Source organism: Pseudoroseomonas sp. WGS1072 (genome assembly GCF_049340465.1).
Taxonomy (GTDB): domain Bacteria; phylum Pseudomonadota; class Alphaproteobacteria; order Acetobacterales; family Acetobacteraceae; genus Pseudoroseomonas.
The window spans coordinates 3,229,859-3,247,310 of the sequence record NZ_JBMPSU010000001.1 but is presented as its reverse complement, the minus strand read 5'-3'; the positions used below and the strand labels follow the sequence as shown (position 1 = coordinate 3,247,310).

The 17,452-nt window shown below is 70.5% G+C and carries 17 protein-coding genes; 4 read left to right on the top strand and 13 right to left on the bottom strand.

Annotation, left to right across the window (positions count from 1 at the left end):
* The first annotated feature begins 4 nt into the window (after positions 1 to 4).
* Genes ACF3NH_RS15245 through ACF3NH_RS15235 form a run of 3 tightly spaced genes read left to right on the top strand, consistent with a single transcriptional unit; the run spans position 5 to position 2,598 of the window.
* Positions 5 to 454 carry a tripartite tricarboxylate transporter TctB family protein gene (locus tag ACF3NH_RS15245; RefSeq protein ID WP_422923905.1) on the top strand — a complete coding sequence of 150 codons (450 nt, stop codon included), beginning with the start codon at positions 5 to 7 and terminating at the stop codon, positions 452 to 454.
* Positions 454 to 1,971 carry a tripartite tricarboxylate transporter permease gene (locus ACF3NH_RS15240; RefSeq protein WP_422923903.1) on the top strand — a complete coding sequence of 506 codons (1,518 nt, stop codon included), beginning with the start codon at positions 454 to 456 and terminating at the stop codon, positions 1,969 to 1,971. Before ACF3NH_RS15245 ends, ACF3NH_RS15240 begins: the two co-directional genes overlap by 1 nt.
* 9 nt (positions 1,972 to 1,980) lie before the next feature.
* Positions 1,981 to 2,598, top strand: coding sequence for a DedA family protein (locus ACF3NH_RS15235; RefSeq protein WP_422923901.1), 618 nt, complete (start codon positions 1,981 to 1,983; stop codon positions 2,596 to 2,598).
* A 105-nt stretch (positions 2,599 to 2,703) separates the two neighbouring features.
* On the opposite strand, the gene ACF3NH_RS15230 is transcribed toward ACF3NH_RS15235, so the two are convergent.
* The 8 genes from ACF3NH_RS15230 to aqpZ form a co-directional block, all read right to left on the bottom strand.
* On the bottom strand, positions 2,704 to 5,013 hold the full coding sequence (locus tag ACF3NH_RS15230) for a molybdopterin-dependent oxidoreductase (protein ID WP_422923899.1): 2,310 nt from the start codon (positions 5,011 to 5,013) through the stop codon (positions 2,704 to 2,706).
* Between the two features lie 94 nt (positions 5,014 to 5,107).
* Positions 5,108 to 5,947: a CHAP domain-containing protein gene (locus ACF3NH_RS15225; protein WP_232477374.1), complete on the bottom strand. Its 840-nt coding sequence runs from the start codon at positions 5,945 to 5,947 to the stop codon at positions 5,108 to 5,110.
* Between the two features lie 216 nt (positions 5,948 to 6,163).
* Positions 6,164 to 6,514 carry a RidA family protein gene (locus ACF3NH_RS15220; RefSeq protein WP_198367740.1) on the bottom strand — a complete coding sequence of 117 codons (351 nt, stop codon included), beginning with the start codon at positions 6,512 to 6,514 and terminating at the stop codon, positions 6,164 to 6,166.
* Positions 6,515 to 6,639: 125 nt separating this feature from the next.
* The gene (locus ACF3NH_RS15215) at positions 6,640 to 7,620 is read right to left on the bottom strand and encodes a Gfo/Idh/MocA family protein (protein WP_422923896.1); all 981 of its coding nucleotides are present in this window, start codon (positions 7,618 to 7,620) and stop codon (positions 6,640 to 6,642) included.
* Positions 7,617 to 8,951 carry an MFS transporter gene (locus tag ACF3NH_RS15210; RefSeq protein WP_422923894.1) on the bottom strand — a complete coding sequence of 445 codons (1,335 nt, stop codon included), beginning with the start codon at positions 8,949 to 8,951 and terminating at the stop codon, positions 7,617 to 7,619. Before ACF3NH_RS15210 ends, ACF3NH_RS15215 begins: the two co-directional genes overlap by 4 nt.
* On the bottom strand, positions 8,885 to 9,214 hold the full coding sequence (locus ACF3NH_RS15205; protein ID WP_198367737.1) for a hypothetical protein: 330 nt from the start codon (positions 9,212 to 9,214) through the stop codon (positions 8,885 to 8,887). The genes ACF3NH_RS15210 and ACF3NH_RS15205 overlap by 67 nt, the downstream gene beginning before the upstream one ends.
* An 84-nt stretch (positions 9,215 to 9,298) precedes the next feature.
* Positions 9,299 to 9,814, bottom strand: a complete 516-nt coding sequence (locus tag ACF3NH_RS15200; protein WP_232477373.1) for a hypothetical protein — start codon at positions 9,812 to 9,814, stop codon at positions 9,299 to 9,301.
* 87 nt (positions 9,815 to 9,901) lie between these two features.
* Positions 9,902 to 10,642 (bottom strand): aquaporin Z, encoded by a 741-nt coding sequence (gene aqpZ, locus ACF3NH_RS15195; RefSeq protein ID WP_422923891.1) that lies wholly within the window; start codon positions 10,640 to 10,642, stop codon positions 9,902 to 9,904.
* Positions 10,643 to 10,777: 135 nt separating this feature from the next.
* On the opposite strand from aqpZ, the gene ACF3NH_RS15190 reads away from it, so the two are divergent.
* Positions 10,778 to 12,037, top strand: a complete 1,260-nt coding sequence (locus tag ACF3NH_RS15190; RefSeq protein ID WP_422923889.1) for an amidase — start codon at positions 10,778 to 10,780, stop codon at positions 12,035 to 12,037.
* 6 nt (positions 12,038 to 12,043) lie between these two features.
* Here ACF3NH_RS15190 and ACF3NH_RS15185 read toward each other — a convergent pair whose 3' ends face one another.
* From ACF3NH_RS15185 to upp, 5 genes are all read right to left on the bottom strand, one after another.
* Positions 12,044 to 12,907 (bottom strand): lysophospholipid acyltransferase family protein, encoded by an 864-nt coding sequence (locus ACF3NH_RS15185; RefSeq protein ID WP_422923887.1) that lies wholly within the window; start codon positions 12,905 to 12,907, stop codon positions 12,044 to 12,046.
* Positions 12,900 to 14,315, bottom strand: a complete 1,416-nt coding sequence (locus ACF3NH_RS15180) for a cytochrome P450 (protein WP_370592064.1) — start codon at positions 14,313 to 14,315, stop codon at positions 12,900 to 12,902. Before ACF3NH_RS15180 ends, ACF3NH_RS15185 begins: the two co-directional genes overlap by 8 nt.
* Before the next feature lie 51 nt (positions 14,316 to 14,366).
* Positions 14,367 to 15,425, bottom strand: a complete 1,059-nt coding sequence (locus ACF3NH_RS15175; RefSeq protein WP_198367734.1) for an alcohol dehydrogenase — start codon at positions 15,423 to 15,425, stop codon at positions 14,367 to 14,369.
* A gap of 78 nt (positions 15,426 to 15,503) precedes the next feature.
* Positions 15,504 to 16,676, bottom strand: coding sequence for an acetyl-CoA acetyltransferase (locus ACF3NH_RS15170; RefSeq protein WP_422923884.1), 1,173 nt, complete (start codon positions 16,674 to 16,676; stop codon positions 15,504 to 15,506).
* Between the two features lie 45 nt (positions 16,677 to 16,721).
* Positions 16,722 to 17,435 carry a uracil phosphoribosyltransferase gene (gene upp / locus ACF3NH_RS15165; protein WP_422923882.1) on the bottom strand — a complete coding sequence of 238 codons (714 nt, stop codon included), beginning with the start codon at positions 17,433 to 17,435 and terminating at the stop codon, positions 16,722 to 16,724.
* Positions 17,436 to 17,452 lie beyond the last annotated feature (17 nt).

Genomic DNA, 17,452 nt, shown 5'->3' with positions numbered 1-17,452 from the left:
TCGTTTGAGAAGCGCACGCGATTACACGGATATCATCGGCGGGCTGCTGCTGATCGCCGGCGGCACCTGGTTCATGCTCTATTCCACCGGCTACAGTATCGGCAGCCTGCGCCGCATGGGGCCTGGCTACTTCCCCATGGTCATCGGGGGGCTGGTTCTGCTCTTCGGGATCCTGGTGCTGTTGCCCGGGCTTTTCCGCGCCGGCCAGCTGCCCCGGCCTGAGTGGCGGCCATTCCTGACGATCAGCGCCTCGATCCTGTGCTTCGCGCTCATCGTCGAGCGGTTCGGGCTGATCCCCGCGACCGTGGCCCTGACGCTGGCCGCGGCGGTGGCGGACAATCAGTCCCGCATCCTGCCCACCGTCATCCTCGCCGCCGCCCTGTCGGCCGTTGCCGTCGGGGTCTTCACCCAGGGCCTGGGTATTCCCATTCCCGCCATCCGGTGGTCCTACTGATGGATATGTTCGCCAATCTGGCGCTGGGCTTCAGCGAGGCCTTCGCGCTCCAGAACCTGCTCTACTGCTTCCTGGGGGTCTTTCTCGGCACCTTCATCGGCGTGTTGCCGGGCATCGGGCCGCTGGCCACGATCTCCATGCTCCTGCCGCTCACCTTCTACGTGCCGCCCACGGCCGCCCTCATCATGCTGGCCGGCATCTACTACGGCGCGCAGTATGGTGGCTCCACCGCCTCCATCCTGATGAACCTTCCCGGCACGCCCGCCGCGGCGGTGGTCTGCCTGGACGGCTATCCGATGGCCAAGCAGGGCCGCGCCGGCGTCGCGCTCTTCATGACCACGATCGCCTCCTTCGTCGGCAGCACCATCGGCATCGTGATCCTGACCGCCTTCTCGCCGACCCTGGCGGGCGTCGCCCTCGCCTTCGGCCCGGCCGATTACTTCTCGATGATGCTGCTGGGATTGGTGGCCGCCGCCGCGCTGGCCCAGGGGTCGCCGGCCAAGGGCATCGCCATGGTGCTGGCGGGGCTGGCCCTCGGCATGGTCGGCACCGACGTGCAGACCGGGCAGCAGCGCTTCACCTTCGACATCCCCCAGCTGGCCGACGGCATCAGCCTGGTCGCCCTGGCCATGGGCCTCTTCGGTGTCTCCGAGGTCATCACCAGCATCATGCGCATGCGCGAGGTGAGCAAGCAGAAGCAGGAGAAGATCACTCTCCGCTCCATGGTGCCAACGAAGTCGGATGTGAAGCAGTCCTGGCGCGCCATGCTGCGGGGCAGCGGTGTCGGCTCCTTCTTCGGGACCCTGCCCGGCGCCGGCACCACCATCGCCTCCTTCATCGCCTATGCGGTGGAGAAGCGCATCGCCCGCAAGCCGGAGCGCTTCGGGCAGGGCGCGGTGGAGGGCGTCAGCGCGCCGGAATCCGCCAGCAACGCCTCGGCGCAGACCGCCTTCATCCCGACCCTGACGCTCGGCATCCCGGGTGACGCGGTGATGGCGCTGATGCTGGGGGCGATGATCATCCAGGGCATCCAGCCCGGGCCTCGCCTCGTCACCGAGCACCCGGAACTGTTCTGGGGCCTGATCGCCAGCTTCTGGATCGGCAATGTCATGCTGGTCGTTCTGAACATCCCGATGATCGGGCTCTGGGTGCGCATGCTGCGCATTCCCTATGGCATCCTCTATCCCGCCATCCTGCTGTTCATCTGCATCGGCGTCTTCAGCGTCAACAACAGCGCCTTCGACGTGCTGCTGGTGATGATCTTCGGCATCGTCGGCTATGTCATGGTGCTGCTGAAGTTCGAGCCGGCGCCGCTGGTGCTCGGCTTCATCCTCGGCCCGTTGATGGAGGAGCACGTCCGCCGCGCGATGCTGCTCTCACGTGGCGATGCCATGGTCTTCCTGGAGCGGCCGATCAGCGCCAGCTTCCTGGCCCTGACCTTCGCCCTGCTGGCCTGGTCGCTGTTCTCCGCGATCCGGTCGATGCGGTATCGACCCCGGGCCGCCGCGGCGCGATAGCCGGCACGGATGCAGGAACATCTCCTTCCCGCGCTGGCCTGGATCGAGGCCCGCCAGGACTGGGCGGCGGTGGTGGTGTTCCTGCTCGCTTTTCTGGAATCCCTGCCGCTGCTCGGCTTCTTCATTCCCGGCTCGGCCCTTCTGCTGGGCGTCGGGGCCCTCGTCGCCGCTGACGTCCTGCCGGCACTCCCGGTTCTCGCCGGCGCCATGCTGGGCGCGGCGCTCGGCGATACCTCCGGCTACCTGCTCGCGCGCTGGCTGGGGCCAGGGCTGGTCCGGCGCCACCTGCCAAGCCGGTGGCGCCGGACCTATGCCCGATCGGTCCTGGGCTTCCGGCGCTGGGGGTGGTGGGCGGTCTTCATCAGCCGCTTCTTCGCCCCGCTGCGGGCCTTCATCCCCGTTGTGGCCGGCCTTTCCGCCATGTCGCCTGGGCGGTTCCAGAGTGCCAACATTCCCTCGGCCCTGATCTGGGCACCGCTGATCCTGCTGCCGGGCCAGGCCGCCAGCTGGTGGAGCGCCGCCTCACCGGCCTGGCGGGAGGCCGCGCCCCTTTCCGCCGGCCTTCTGGCGGCGGGCACCCTGGCCCTTCTGATCCACCGGCGCCGCCGCCGGACGGATGCGGCGTGACGTCGCGATGGCCTCGCTCTCGCGCCAGCCGGAGATGGCCCCGAACCGCCCTCCACGCGCCGATTGGCCCACCGACGAAGCCGATCTCCCGGCTTGCCGGCGCAGTCAGGCAGCTCCTCCGCGGACCGCCTCGACGCGCGGGCGCGGCGGGGCGTGAACCGTCACTCCGGGGGCGGGGCCCTCGAAGGCCTCCACCTCGACCAGGCAACTCTGCGCCGAACAGCCCTGGCCGAGGCGCGAGGTGCCCACATCCCGGGTCAGCACATTCGGGTTTCCGTGCACGTCCAACCCGCCCTGCGGGTCCCACCAGGCCCCCGTTGCCATCGCCACCACGCCGGGCCGGATGCCGGCATCCAGGCGAAGCCCGGCGAGGCTGGCGCCGCGGTCGTTGTGGACGCGGACGATGTCGCCATCCGCCAGATCGCGCGCGGCGGCATCCTCGGGGTGCATCAGCAGGGGCTCGCGCCCCTGGATCTTGCTGGCCGCCGCCACCGGGCCGTTGTCGAGCTGGCCGTGCAGCCGCGTCGCCGGCTGGTAGGAGAGAAGGTGCAGCGGATACCGCCCGGCGAGCGGCGCCCCGAGATACTCGCTCGGCTCCTGCCAACGTGGATGGCCGCCGATCTCGCCATAGCCGAAGCCGGCGATGGTCTCGGAGTAGAGTTCGATCTTTCCCGACGGCGTGTTCAGGGGATGCGCCACGGGATCGGCGGCGAAATCCGCGAAGAGGACGAAATCCTCCTCCGGCGACGGGATCTCGACATGACCCTCCTGCCAGAAGCGGTCGAAGTCCGGCACCGTCTCGCCCAGCCGCCCGCAGGCCTGGCGCCAGCGCTCATAGATGTGGCGCAGCCAGGCCGCCTCGTCTCGCTGCTCGGTGAAGCGTTCGCGGAAGCCGAGATGCTCGGCCATGTCGGCCAGCATGTCGTGGTCGTTTCGGGCCTGGCCAAGGGGCGCGATGGCCTGGTGCATGGCGCGCACGAAACGGTCCGAGGAGGAGGAGGCGATGTCGTTGCGTTCCAGCGTCGTCGTCGCCGGCAGGACGATATCGGCGTGGCGCGCGGCTGCGGTCCACCATGGCTCCTGAACGACGATGGTCTCGGCGCGGTTCCAGGCGCGCAACAGGCGGTTCAGATCCTGATGGTGATGGAAAGGGTTGCCGCCCGCCCACCAGATCATGCGGATGTCCGGCAGCGGGATATCCCGCCCGTTGTACTGCAAGATGCTGCCCGGCCGTTCCAGCAACTCGGTCACCCGCGCGACGGGAATGGCGATGCCGCCCGGATTGCGCACGGCGGGCATCGAGACGGAAGGCAGGTGGCGGCGCGGCGTGCCCATGCCGTTCATCGAGCCGTAACCGAAGCTCACGCCCTGCCCCGGCTTGCCGATGCCGCCCAGCATGGCCGCCAGCGCCACCAGCGCCCACCAGGGCTGCTCGCCATGCTCCGCGCGCTGCAGCGACCAGGTGGCGCCGAGCATGCTGGGCGCCGAGGCCAGATCAAGCGCCAGGGAGCGGATGCGCCCGGCGGGGATTCCGGTGATCGGCGCGGCCCATTCCGGCGTCTTGGCGACCCCATCGCTCTCGCCGAGGATATAGGGCCGCAACCTGTCCCAGCCGACGCAATGGCTGGACAGGAAGCCGCGGTCCTCACGGCCCTCCCGCAACAGCGCATGGGTCATGGCGAGGAGCAGGGCGGTGTCCGTGTTGGGCCGGATCGGCACCCATTCGGCGTTGAGGAAGTCCGGCGCGTCGCTCCGCAGCGGAGAGACGTTGATGAACCGCACCCCGGCCGCCACCAGCCGCCGGAGCCAGGGAATGTATTCATGCGCCCCGGCGCCGCCGGAGGTGACCAGCGTGTTCTTGAGCGGCAGGCCGCCCAGGCAGAACATCACCCGGGTGTGCTTCTCCAGGCTCGACCAGTCGGTCACCGGCCCGTGCACGACCTCGTTGGTGCCCAGGATATGCGGCATCAGCGTCATGCCGGCGCCGTAGGAATAGTTGGTTACCTGGGTGGTGAAGCCACCGCCCAGCCCCAGGAAGCGATGCAACTGGCTGCGGGCATGATGGAACCGGCCGGCGGAGGACCATCCGTAGGACCCGCCGAAGATCGATGCGTCGCCATGCGCCTGGCGGATCCGACGGGTTTCCTCGGCGACCAGGCGGATCGCCTGGTCCCAGGGCACGGGCACGAAGTCGCGGTCGCCCCGCTCGGAGCCCCGGCGCTCGCCGCGCAGCCATCCGGCACGGACATGCGGACGATCGATGCGCGCGGCGGACTGCACCACGTCCGGGACCGCCTGGATCAGCGCTCCCGGCTGCGGATCATGCGCGAAGGGCCTTACCCCGACGAGGCGCCCATCCTCGATGATCGCGTCGAAACTGCCCCAATGGGCCGCATGCGGCCTGTATTCGCGCATCCACCACCTCACGTCAGGGGGCGGAAGATAGCGGCGGCGACGCCCTCAGGGCAACGTGGCCCGGAGGATGTGCACCGGGGGCGAGGACCCCGCCTCAGCGCGCCGCGGCGTCCAGGTTGAGGTCCTGCACAGCACCTTCGAGGTGGCCGGCATGCGCGCTGGCGGGCGCCTCCGCCAGTTCCTCGCGGCCGCTGGCATTGGTCATGATGACCTCGGAGGGTCGGTTGTAGATGAAGCCATTGGTCGGATAGACGCGACCATAGGCCTCGCCTCCACGGCCGACCTGCACGCGGACCGCGGTCCAGTCGTTGCGGTCCGAGACGTCGATCACGGAGACGCCGCGCATGATCGTTCCCTTACGGATGCCCGGCCCTTCCCAGTTGGCGTGATCGATCAGGATCTCGCGCGCGCTGACCACCTGCGACACCGCCGCGACGTGGCCGAGACGCATGCCGCCGGTGGCCTTGAAGCTCAGCACCGCGCCCCGCTCCGGCCGATGGCCGCGCGAATAGACGCCGGCCGCGCCAGCCCACCAGGTGTGAGCATTGCCGACGATCTCGACCCCGCTGACCGCCCGCGCATAGGGCACGCAGGAGACGCCGGTCGCATTCGGCGGATAGCCGCTCGGCAGAAGAAAGGCGCCCTGCCGCGACACCTGCATCTTGCTGGCCTGCGGCTTCGCGCTGCGCAACGAAGCCTGTTGCAGCGCCGGGCGCGGCTGCTTGACGCCATCCCGTGCATTTCGACTGGACGTGGCTTCGGCCCCCACCGAACCCACCGTCATTACTCCCAGCAGGATGGCGGCGACTGCCGCCGCGCTTCCAGCACGCATCCTGAAATGACCCCCGATCACTCTGTCCCCCACCGCGCTTTCGACGCGGCCCGATGGCGGTAGCAAGAGCGTGAAGGGATCGGCAATGCCGACGTCCGACATGGAGCGAAACACGGCGTGATTTGTCGTTTCGCGTGCCGCAATACACGAAGTATTAAGAATACTATCCTGCAAATAAATGAATTCAATGCCTAAGACACAGTGTGGTGGCAGATTGGCAACAGGTGCAAAACCGAACGATTCCCGGACCTTCGCCTATAAAGCGAAAATGGCGCTGGAAGTTTCCAGCGCCATCTCATCAAGCCGTGATCAGGTGGCTCAGCGGCAGGCGGTGACCATGATCTCCACCAAGTGGCGCGGGTCCGCCATATTGGCCTGCACGCAGGCACGGGCCGGCGCGCCCTCCTTCGGCAGCCACTCGACCCAGAGCTTGTTCATCGCCTCGCGGTCGCGGATGTCCTTCAGCCAGATCTGGGCCTGCAGCAGCCGGGTCTTGTCGGTGCCGTGACCTTCCAGCGCGGCGTCGATCTTGGCCAGCACCTGCTGGGTCTGTCCCAGGACGTCCTGGGACAGGTCGTCGGCCGTCATGCCGGCCAGGAACACGAAGCCATGATACTCGACAGCCCCGGAGAGAACCGGATTGCTCTGGTGACGGGTAATCTTGCTCATAGCTTCCACCTGCTCCCGAAATCGGCCCGGGTCGGGCCGGATGGCGCGCGCCGGAGATCGGCGGCGCGCGATAGGATGCCGGCGCTTCTAGGATGTGGGCGCCGCTGCCGCAAGAGAGGGGCCGATCAGGGCACCGCCCGGCCGCCGCCCGAGGCCGCCGCGGCGATCATGGTCTCGAAGACCGAAACGCCGTGCACCGCCTGGTCGAGCGGCAGCGGATAGGCGGCATCGCCCCGCACGGCCGCGGCAAAAGCCGCGAGTTCCGCGCGCTCGATATCCACTTTCGGAAAATCGCGGACGAAGCCCTCGCCCTCGCGGGGCCGATAGACGAGGTGCTCATGGTCGCTCAGCTCGGCCCAGCCTTCCGAGCCATAGAGCGCCACGCGCCAGCAGCGGGGAGCATAGGCCAGGGTGGCGAAGGTTCCGGTGGCGCCGCTGGTGAAGCGGCAGAGCATGGCGGTGGTGTCGTCCAGCCCGTTCTCCAGCACCCGCGCCGTGCTGTGCACGGTGACCTCGGTGATAGGGCCGGCCAGGTTGATCATCATGTCGATCATGTGGATGCCCATGCCGCCCATGCCGCCGAGCGGGCTCTCGTGCCGGTCGGCGCGCCACATGCCGGGCCTGTAGGCGATCGCGCCCGGCCCGCTGAACTGGCCCTCGACATGCAGCAGGGTGCCGATGCGGCCATCCCCCAGCATCGCCCGCAGCTCCGCCACGCCAGGCAGGAAGCGCCGGTTGTGCCCGAGCGCCAGGACCACGCCGGCTTCGCGGCAGGCCGCCACCGCCGCCTCCGCGCTGGCCTTGCTCAGGGTGAAGGGCTTCTCGACGAAGACATGCTTGCCCGCCCGCGCCGCCGCGATGACCTGCTCGGCATGCTGGCCATGCGGCGTGGCGAGGACCACGGCCTCGACCTCCGGATCGGCCAGCACCGCCGGGTAGTCCGGCAGGAGGCGGATCCCCTTCGAGGCCGCCCAGTCGCTCGCCTTCTCCGGCGTGCCGGTGCTGCCGGCGACGAAGCGGATGCCGGCCCCCGCCTCGTCCTGAACGCTCTCCACCAGGGTGCGCCCCCAGCGGCCCATACCCACGATCGCGGCCCGCAAGCTCATCGGTTCTCTCCTCCATCCGGCGGGCTCTCCAGCTCCGCCTCGATTCGCCGGTAGCGGGTCATGCCCCAGGCGAAGGCCAGCAGCGCGAGCAGCACGCCGACCAGGGTCGGGATGCGCAGCCCATAGGCCTCACCCGCCGCGCCGAGCATGATGGCGCCGAGCGCCGGGCAGGCCCGGGTGATCAGCCCCCAGAGGGCGAGAACCCGTCCCCGCATTTCCGGCGCCGCAGCTGTCTGCGCCAGTTGCTGCACCGAGATGCCGTGCAGGGAGGCGGTGGCGCCGATCGCGGCGGCGCAGAGCAGGCCGACCCCGAACCAGCCCGTTGCCACGAAGCCCGCCGTGGCCAGGGCCTGCAGCAGCCCGCCCAAGATGGCGATCCGCGTCGCGCCGGCGATCCGGCCCCGGGAGGCGAGCCAGAGCCCGGCCACCAGCGCGCCGATGCCGAAGCAGGCGGTGAGCATGGCGAGCGATTCCGCGCCCCGTCCGAACAGCCGCTCCACATAGGGCGGCAGCAGTTCCTGCACGCCGCGCAGCAGGATGCCGAGGCTCGCGGCATAGAGCAGCAGCGGCCCCAGCCCCGGGTGCCGCGCTACGTAGCGGATGCCCTCCGTCACCTCGCTGAGCAGGCTGCCGGTCGCCGGATGGCCGCGGCGATGCGCCAGGTCCACCGACAACATCGGCATGGTGACGACGGCGCTGAGATAGGCCACCGCGTTGCAGGCCACCGCCGGCGCCACGCCGAAGCCGGCGATGACCGGTCCTGCCAGCGCCGGGCCGATGAAGCGGGCGATGTTGAAGACGAGGGAGTTGCAGGCGACGGCCGCCGGCAGGTCGCCAGGTCCGACGACCCCCGGCATCAGCGTCTGCCGCGCCGGCTGGGCGAAGCTGGCGGCGGTGCCGCTGATCAGTTCCAGCACCAGCAGATACTCGATCCGCATGGCCCCGGTCGCCACCAGCGTCGCCACCGTGGCGGCCTCGAGCCCGATCACGGCCTGGGAGATCGTCGCCAGGCGCAGCCGGTCCACCCGGTCCGCGATGGCGCCGGCGATCGGGCTGATGACGGTGGCCGGCGCCAGGTCGCAGAAGGCGACGAGGCCGACCCAGAGGGCGCTGTGCGTCATCTCCCAGGCCAGCCAGGCCACCGCGATCCGGTGCATCCAGAGGCCGGTCCAGGAGATGAAGCTGGCGCCGAAGAAGATCCTGGCGTTGCGGCTGGCGAGGGCGCGCGTGAGGGCCCCGAAGGGGGAGCGGAACAGAGGCAGGGTCAGGAACCCCGGCCGGCTCCCGGGCTGCCGCCGGACGGACCCGAATCCCGCGCGTTGCGCAGGCATTCATCGATCATCCGGTCCTGCTCGAAGCGCGCGCCCAACTGGCTGCGCTCGAGCGGATTGCCGATGAAGGCGCCCGTGCCGATGCGCGATTCGGCCTCATCCACGCGCATGGTCTGCCCCCGCTCGCGGAAGCGCATCTGGCGTTCGACATCGGCGCGGCAGGCGCGGGCCGCCGCCGAATCCGCCTGCCGCTCCTCGCCATCGCGCGCGGGCATCGCGCAGGCGGTGGACAGCAGCAGCAGGGGAAGGACTAGACGTTTCATGGCGCTCTCTCCGGCAGGACCCCGCACGGCGGTGGAGAGCGGCGCGACGAACCCCGGCCGGCCTTCAGGCCTGCCCGCCATTCCTCACCCGCCACCGCCCGCGATGCGATGGGACAACACTCGCTTCATGCCGGTTTCGTCGAAACGGGCCGCCGCGTCCAGCCGCTGCGTCGCCGCTGCCGACAGCAGGGCCGGGTGCAGCTCGATTCCGTCGGTGGCGATGGCATAGAGACCACTCATCCAGCGGGCGCGACCCAGCAGTTCCACGAGGGCCAGAAGCCGCAGGCACAGCGCCACGCCCGCCACGGTGGACAGGCTGAAGGCCCGGTCCACCGCTTCCGCCCAGCATGCGGCGTCGGCATCGGCCAGGGAGAGCACCGGGCCGCCCTGGAAGACCAGGGTGCGGTGCGGGCCCCAGGCTTCGGCCGCCGCCGCGGCGCGCGCCACCTCCCAGGCCTGCGTGAGCGCCTGGGGAGAGACCGCGGGCAGGGATTCGGGCGTGCCTGGGACGGCATAATGCAGGACGCCGTCCTCGGAGAGGGCGACACGGATGGGCTGGCCCGCCTGCGACGTGCCGCTGTGACGAAAGCCTGAGGGCATCCCTGGAGAATGGGGCTGCGGGCGCCGGGATGCCAGCCCCGGCACCCCAGCCCCGGCGCCCCGGCCCCGAAACCGCCGGGGCCGTGCCTACTCCGCGGGCGCGCCCGGCGTGGCGATGTGCGGCCGGTCCGCGGAGGCGGGCTCGCTGCCGAGGATGCGGGCCATGACGCCGCCGAGCACACCGCCCAGCAGTGGCGCCAGCCAGAACATCCAGAGCTGGCCGAGATAGGCGCCGCCGGCCATCAGGGCCGGGCCGGTGCTGCGCGCCGGATTGACCGAGGTATTGGTCACCGGGATGGCGATCAGATGGATCAGGGTCAGGCCAAGCCCGATGGCGATCGGCGCGAAGCCTCCCGGTGCACGCGGCGCGGTGGCGCCCATGATGATGACCAGGAAGAAGAACGTCGCGACAACCTCCATCAGGAAGCAGGCCATGGCGCTGTACCCGCCCGGGCTGAGCGTGCCATAGCCGTTGGAGGCGAAGCCGGCCACCTCGAAGCCTGGCTTGCCACTGGCGATCAGATAGAGCACCGCCGCCGCGACCACGGCGCCGACGACCTGCGCCGCGACATAAGGGAGGATGTAGCTGGCCGGGATCCGGCCGCCGGCCCAGAGACCCAAGGTCACCGCCGGATTGAAATGCCCGCCCGAGATATGCCCGACGGCATAGGCCATGGTCAGCACCGTCAGGCCGAAGGCCAGGGCGACGCCGAGGAAGCCGATCCCCAGTTCCGGGAAGGCCGCCGCCAGCACCGCGCTGCCACAGCCGCCGAACGTCAGCCAGGCCGTACCGAGAAATTCCGCCGTCATGCGCCTGTTCATGTCCATGACCCGCGCGTCTCCGGTTTGTTGCGAATACATTCTTATTACGTATCTTCACGAACCTCCAGCTTCTCGCGGCGTCGGCCGATCTTTTGCGCGAAAGGGGCTGGGCGCGGCCATGGCTTTGGCTAGCATCGTCCCATGAGCCATCCCGCCGACCTTCCCGCCACCGAAGCCGCCCGGCACATCGCCGCCGGCCGGCTTTCCCCGGACGAACTCGTCGAGGCCTGCCTTGATCGCATCGCCAGCCGCGAGGACACCGTCCGGGCCTTCGCGGCCCTCGACCCCGCCCTGCCCCGTGCCGCCGCGGCGCGAGCCGGAGCCGGAGCGCTGCGCGGCCTGCCGGTCGGCGTGAAGGATGTGCTGGACACGGCGGACCAGGTGACCGGCTACGGCTCGCCCATTTGGGACGGCCATCGCCCCCGTGCCGATGCCGCGGCGGTCGCCCTGACCCGCGCCGCCGGCGGCATCGTCATGGGCAAGACGGTGACCACGGAATTCGCGACGCGCCGGCCGGGCCCGACCACCAATCCCCACAATCCGGCCCATACGCCGGGCGGTTCCTCCCAGGGTTCCGCGGCGGGGGTGGCGGCCGGCTTCTTCCCCCTGGCCTTCGGCACGCAGACGGCCGGCTCCGTCCTGCGTCCGGCCGCCTATTGCGGCATTGCCGGCTTCAAGCCGAGCCATGGTCTGATCCACCGCAGCGGCATGAAGGTGATGAGCGAGAGCCTCGACACCATCGGCCTCTTCGGGCGCGGCGCCGCCGACTGCGCCCTGTTCCTGGAGGCACTGACCGGCATCGCGGCCATGCCGGGCCCGGAGGCGCCGCCACGCATCGCCTTCTGCGCCGGGCCGGCGGCGGAGCGGCTCAGCCCCGAGACCCATGCCCTGCTGGAGGAGGTCGCCGGGCGCTGCGCCCGGGCCGGCGCGCGCGTAACGCGCATCGCCTTGCCGGAGGCCATCGTGAAGGCCGACGAGGCGCATCCGGTGGTGATGCAGGGCGAGAGCCTGCAGGCTCTGGCCTGGGAGCGCGCGCACCACCGGGAGGCCATCTCCGCGGGGCTGAACGAGAAGCTCGACTGGGCCGCCGACATTCCGGCCTCCGGGCTGGCCGCCGCGCGCCGCGCCTTCGCGGAAGGTCGCGCGGCCTTCCGCGCGCTCATGACGGACCACGACATCCTGCTGACGGCGGCCGCGCCCGGCGAGGCACCGGAAGGGCTGGGCGCCACCGGCGAGCCGGTCTGCAACGCGGTGTGGACGGCGCTGCACGGCCCCTGCATCAGCCTGCCGGCCGGGACGGGGCCGAAGGGCCTGCCGCTCGGCATCCAGCTCGTGGCCCCCGCCGGCGCGGATGCGGCGCTGCTCGCCTGGGCCTGCTGGATCGAGGCGCGGCTCGGCTGAGCCGCCTCAGCAATCCGGGCGAAAGGGATAGAGCATGAACCACTGCTCGAGATTCGCCCGGATCACCGGTTCGATGACGGCCTCCAGCGCCGCCTGATCGCGGGCCGCGTCACCGCTCATCGGCACCGGCGGCAGGAAATGCGCCTCGAACCGGGGGCCGGGCCGGCGCAGCGCGAAGCCCGGGACCACGGGGACCCCGGCCTTGCGCGCCAGACGCGGCACCAGGGCGATATTGCCCCCCGGTGCCGGTGGCCGGCCGAAGGCCGGGGCGTTCACACGGCCATGCAGGTACTCATCCACGAAGATGCCCACGAGGCCGCCCTCCCCGAGAACCCGCAGGGCCTGGCGGGGCGCCATGGTGGAGGCCGGGATGGCATCGTTCCTCACGCGCCGCCGCGCCCGCACGGCGATGGCGTGCTGCGCCGCGCTGCTCGGCGGCTGATAGATGCTGCAGCCCCACAGGCCCATCCCCGTCACCGCCGCATTCAACGCCTCCCAGTTGCCGAGATGAAGCAGGGCCAGGATGACGTTGTTGCCGGGGAGGTTCTCCCGCCCGACGATCTCCACCCGGCCTTCCTCCCAGAACCGGTCCATGCAGGAGAACTCCGCCATGGTCCGGCCGATCTGCAGGAAGTTCCGCAGCGCCAGGTCGTGCCGGCCCGCCGCGTCGAGATCGGGGCGAAGATGATCGAGCGCCGCCACGGCGCGCCCGATCTTGCTCCTGTGCCGGCCATACGCGCCGAGCCGGGCCAGCCCCGCCCCGAGATCCGAGACCCACGGCGTCGGCAGCCTGCGCATGCCCTCGTGCAGGGCCAGGTCCTTGCCATTGTCGAGCCATCGCAGCAGCCGCCGCGTCCGCCCCTCAGCCATGGCGCGGCTCCAGCAGCATGGGCAGCCGATCCCCCGGCCGCAGGGTCAGGCGACAGATCGGATAGACCGTCGTGCCCGGCACCAGCCGGGGCGTGACGGCGCGGCAGAGCGTGGCCAGGCAGAGCACCGCCTCGGTCAGGCCGAAGGCCGCGCCGGTGCAGACGCGGGGCCCGATGGCGAAGGGAATCCAGGTGTAACGCGGCTTGGTGGCGGCCTCCCCACCGGCCAGGAAGCGTTCGGGGATGAAGGCGTCGGGCTGGCTCCAGAGCTTGCGGTGGCGATGCAGCAGCCAGGGCACGGCCAGCACCAGCGAGCCCTTGGGCACGCGCCGTCCCGCGATGGTGGTCTCCGCCACCGCCTCGCGTGCCAGCAGCGCGACGGGCGGATAGAGGCGCAGCGTTTCCTCCACCACGGCCCGGGTGAAGGCGAGGCCCGCCATGTCGGAGAACCGCGCCGCCGGCCCGGGCAGGGCATCGGCCTCCGCCTGGACGCGTGCCAGGGCGGAAGGCGACTGGCTCAACAGGTACCAGGCCCAGGCCAGGGTATTGGCGGTGGTCTCATGCCCCGCCATGAAGAGCACGGCGGCCTCGTTGCGGAAGGCTTCCCGGTCCATGCGCCGGCCGGTGGCCGGATTGACGCCCTCGGCCATGGCACGGATCAGGCTGGCCTCGCCCTCGCCCGCGCCGGACAGGATGCCGGCGATCAGCCCGTCCAGCACCGATTGGATACGCCGGCTGGCCTGCCGTACCCGGCGCGGTTGCCAGCGCGGCATCCAGTCCGGCAGGCCGAGCAGCGACAGCAGGTCGGTCTGCCCGACGGCGCGCTGGTACTCGGCGAAGGCGCCGACCACCGTGGCGGCCGCATTGCCGCCGAGCTGGCGGCCGAAGATGGTGCGGCAGATGATCTCCGCCGTCAGGTGACCCATCTCGGCCAGCATGTCGATCGGCTGCGCCGGATCCCGCGCCCGCCAGGCCGCGGCACGCTCGCCGGCCGCCTCGGTGATCGGCGGCGTCAGGGAGGCGAGGCGCGAGACATGGGTGACGGGCGCCACGACCCGCCGCCTTTCCTTCCACAGCGCGCCATCGCTGATGAACAGCCCGTCGCCCAGCAACGGGCGCAGGGCATGGCGCATCTGCGGCGACTTGCGCTCGATATCGAGGGCATGGTCGACGAAGGCTTCCTGCACGGTGGCGGGGCTGTTGCAGAGGAAGATGTCGCGCAGCAGGATCCGGCGATGTGCGAAGTCCTGCTCGAAACTCGGCTGTGGCCAGATGTCGAGGAAGGACCGGCGCAGCGCCCGCAGGAACTCCGGCAGCGGCGCCAGTCGTCGGGGGCGTGGCGGATGGGGCGGAACGAAGGGCTCCGCCAGGCCGTCAGGGCCAGGAATGATTGAGGATATGGAGTCCACCGGCACCGCCTGGTTGCAGTGCCGGCAGGTTAACAACTTATTCCAGAGGCGTCACGTCGAAGCGAGGATGACCCGTCCGCGCACCTTCCCATCCCGCAGGCGGTTCAGCACGTTGTTGACCTCGGAAGGCGGGACGGTCGACACCGGCAGCGGCTGCAGCTTGCCCTCCTGCGCCAGCCCGACCACCTCGCGCAGATCCTGCGGATTGCCGACATAGCTGCCGCGGATGCTGAGCGCCCGCGTCGCCATCAGAGGCAGCGGCACCACCATCTCGCCGCCGAACAGCCCGACCTGGATCAACTGCCCGCCCTTCGCCAGGGCATCGACGGCGAATCGCGCCGTGGAGGTACCGTTGACGAGATCGATGATCGCGTCCACCGGCCCGCCGCAGGCGGCGATGACGCGGGCGGCGGTGTCCTCGCCGGCGGCCTGCACCGTATCGGTGGCCCCCGCCTCACGCGCCCCCGCCAGCTTCTCCTCCGAGATGTCGACGACGCAGATGCGCTTGTGGCCGAGGGCCTTCAGGATCTCGATGGCGTTCAGGCCGAGGCCGCCGGCGCCGATGACGACGATCGGCTGGTCGGGCGCCATCGGCATCACCTTGCGGATGGCGGAATAGACGGTGATGCCGGAACAGGCATAGGTCGCCGCGACCGCCGGATCGAGCCCGTCGAAGGCCACCAGATGCTCGGGCTTGCGGGCCAGCACATGGGTCGCATAGCCGCCGTTCTGGAAGACGCCGAGGCTCAGCGGCTTGACCTGGCACATGTTGTCCTGCCCCGCCTCGCAGCGCGGGCAGGTGCCGCAGCCGAGCCAGGGAAAGACGATGCGGTGGTCGCCGACGGCGACGCCCTTGGCCTCGGGGCCGAGCTTGACGACCTTGCCGATGATCTCATGACCCATGGCCAGCGGCAGCTTCACGCCGCGTTCCGTGAGCGACATCGCGCCGCGGCTGCCCATGTCGTAGCTGCCTTCCCAGATATGCAGGTCGGAATGGCAGACGCCGCAATGGGTGACCTCGAGGAGCACCTCCTCGCCCTTCGGCTCCGGCGTCGGCATCTCGATGTCCTGCAGGGGCTTCCCACATTCGACCACGGCCCAAGCGCGCATATGACGTTTCTCCTGTTCGGCTTTCCGGACAGGCCGATGGGACGCCGCGCGGCGTCCGCGGTCAAGATCCCGTCCCGCTCATTCCGGAAGGCGGTCGAGGATGGAGACGTAATTCGCCACCGCCGTGCCGCCCATGTTGTAGACGCCGGCGATATCGGCGCGGGGCAGTTGCATGGCGCCCGCCTCGCCGGCCAGTTGCATCGCCGCCATCACGTGCATCGACACGCCGGTGGCGCCCACCGGATGGCCCTTGGCCTTCAGTCCGCCGGAGCGGTTGACGGGCAGGCGTCCGTCGGCCGCGACCCAGCCCTCGGCGATGGCGCGCGCGCCCTGCCCGGTCGGCACCAGCCCCATCGCCTCGTATTCGATCAGTTCGGCGATGGTGAAGCAGTCATGCGTCTCGACGAAGGAAAGATCGCCCAGGCGCAGGCCGGCCTGCTCCAGCGCCCGCCCCCAGGCGATCTCCCCGGCCTCGAAACGCGTCGGATCGCGCCGGGACATGGGCAGCAGATCGTTCACCTGCACGGCGGCACGGAAGCGGATCGCCCGGCCGAGGCCGCGCGCCGTCTCCGCATCGGCCAGCACCAGGGCGGCCGCGCCATCCGAGACCGGAGAGCAGTCGGTGCGCTTCAGCGGGCCGGCGACCGGCGGGTTGCGTTCGCTGGGATGGCGGCAGAAGTCGAAGCCGAGGTCACGCCGCAGCTGCGCCAGGGGATTGTCCAGCCCGTTGCGGTGGTTCTTGGCGGCGATCATCGCCAGGGCGTCCGACTGGTCGCCGTGGCGCTGGAAGTAGGCTTCGGCGATGCGGCCGAAGACACCGGCGAATCCGGCCGGGATGCCGCCTTCCTCGCGGCGGTAGCTGGCGCCGAGCAGATTGTCGCCCACCGCCTCGGCGCTGGCGGCCGTCATCTTCTCGACGCCGATCACCAGGGCGATGCCGCCCCGCCCGGCGCCGATGAAATCCCGTGCCGCGTGGATGGCGGCCGAACCGGAGGCGCAGGCGTTCTCGCAGCGCATCGCCGGCTTGAAGCGCAGCTCCGGCACCGCCTGCATGGGCAGGGAGGACGGGAAGTCCTGCTTCGAGAAGCCGCTGTTGAACTGGCCGAGGAAGACCCCGTCCACCTCCGCGGGCGACACCCCGGCATGCGCCAGCGCGGGGCCCGCGACCCGCGCGATCAGGCTTTCGGCGTCCGGGTCGTCCAGCCTGCCGAAGGGCGAATGCGCCCAGCCGGCGATGCAGATCCCGTCCATGTTGTCCCTCCCCTGCAGAAGGCGGCGCGGGAGGCGGCCGGCCGCCTACTTGGTGCCGTAGAGCCGGTCCCCGGCATCGCCAAGGCCGGGACGGATATAGGCATGCGCGTCCAGTTCGCGATCCACCGAGCAGGTGAAGACCGGCACCTCCGGATGCGCCTCGGCCAGCACGCCGATGCCCTCGGGCGCGGCCAGCAGGCAGGCGAAGCGGAGCTGCTCGGCGCCCGCCTCCTTCAGCCGCGCCAGCGCCGCGGCGGCGGAGTGGCCGGTCGCCAGCATCGGGTCCACCACGATGACCAGCCGTTCCGACACGTCCTCCGGCAGCTTCAGGTAGTACTCCACCGGCACCAGCGTGTGCGGGTCGCGGTAGAGGCCGATATGGCCGACGCGGGCCGAGGGCACCAGGTCCAGCATGCCTTCCAGGATGCCGTCCCCGGCCCGCAGGATGGAGACGATGCAGAGCTTCTTGCCGGCCAGGATGGGCGCCTGCATCGGCTCCAGCGGCGTCTCGATGCCGGTCGTCTCGATCGGCAGGTCGCGGGTCAGCTCATAGGCCATCAGCAGGCTGATCTCGCGCGCCAGGCGGCGGAACTCGCCGGTCGAGGTCTGCTTCTGGCGCATCAGGGTGAGCTTGTGCTGCACCAGCGGGTGGCGGATCACCGTGACTTGGCCGGGGACTTGGCCGGGGACTTGGCCGGGGACCTGGCCAGGGACCTGGCCGGAGACCTCCTGGTCGGGGATGGCGGCGGGCTCGGACATGGCAGGACGATCCTTCC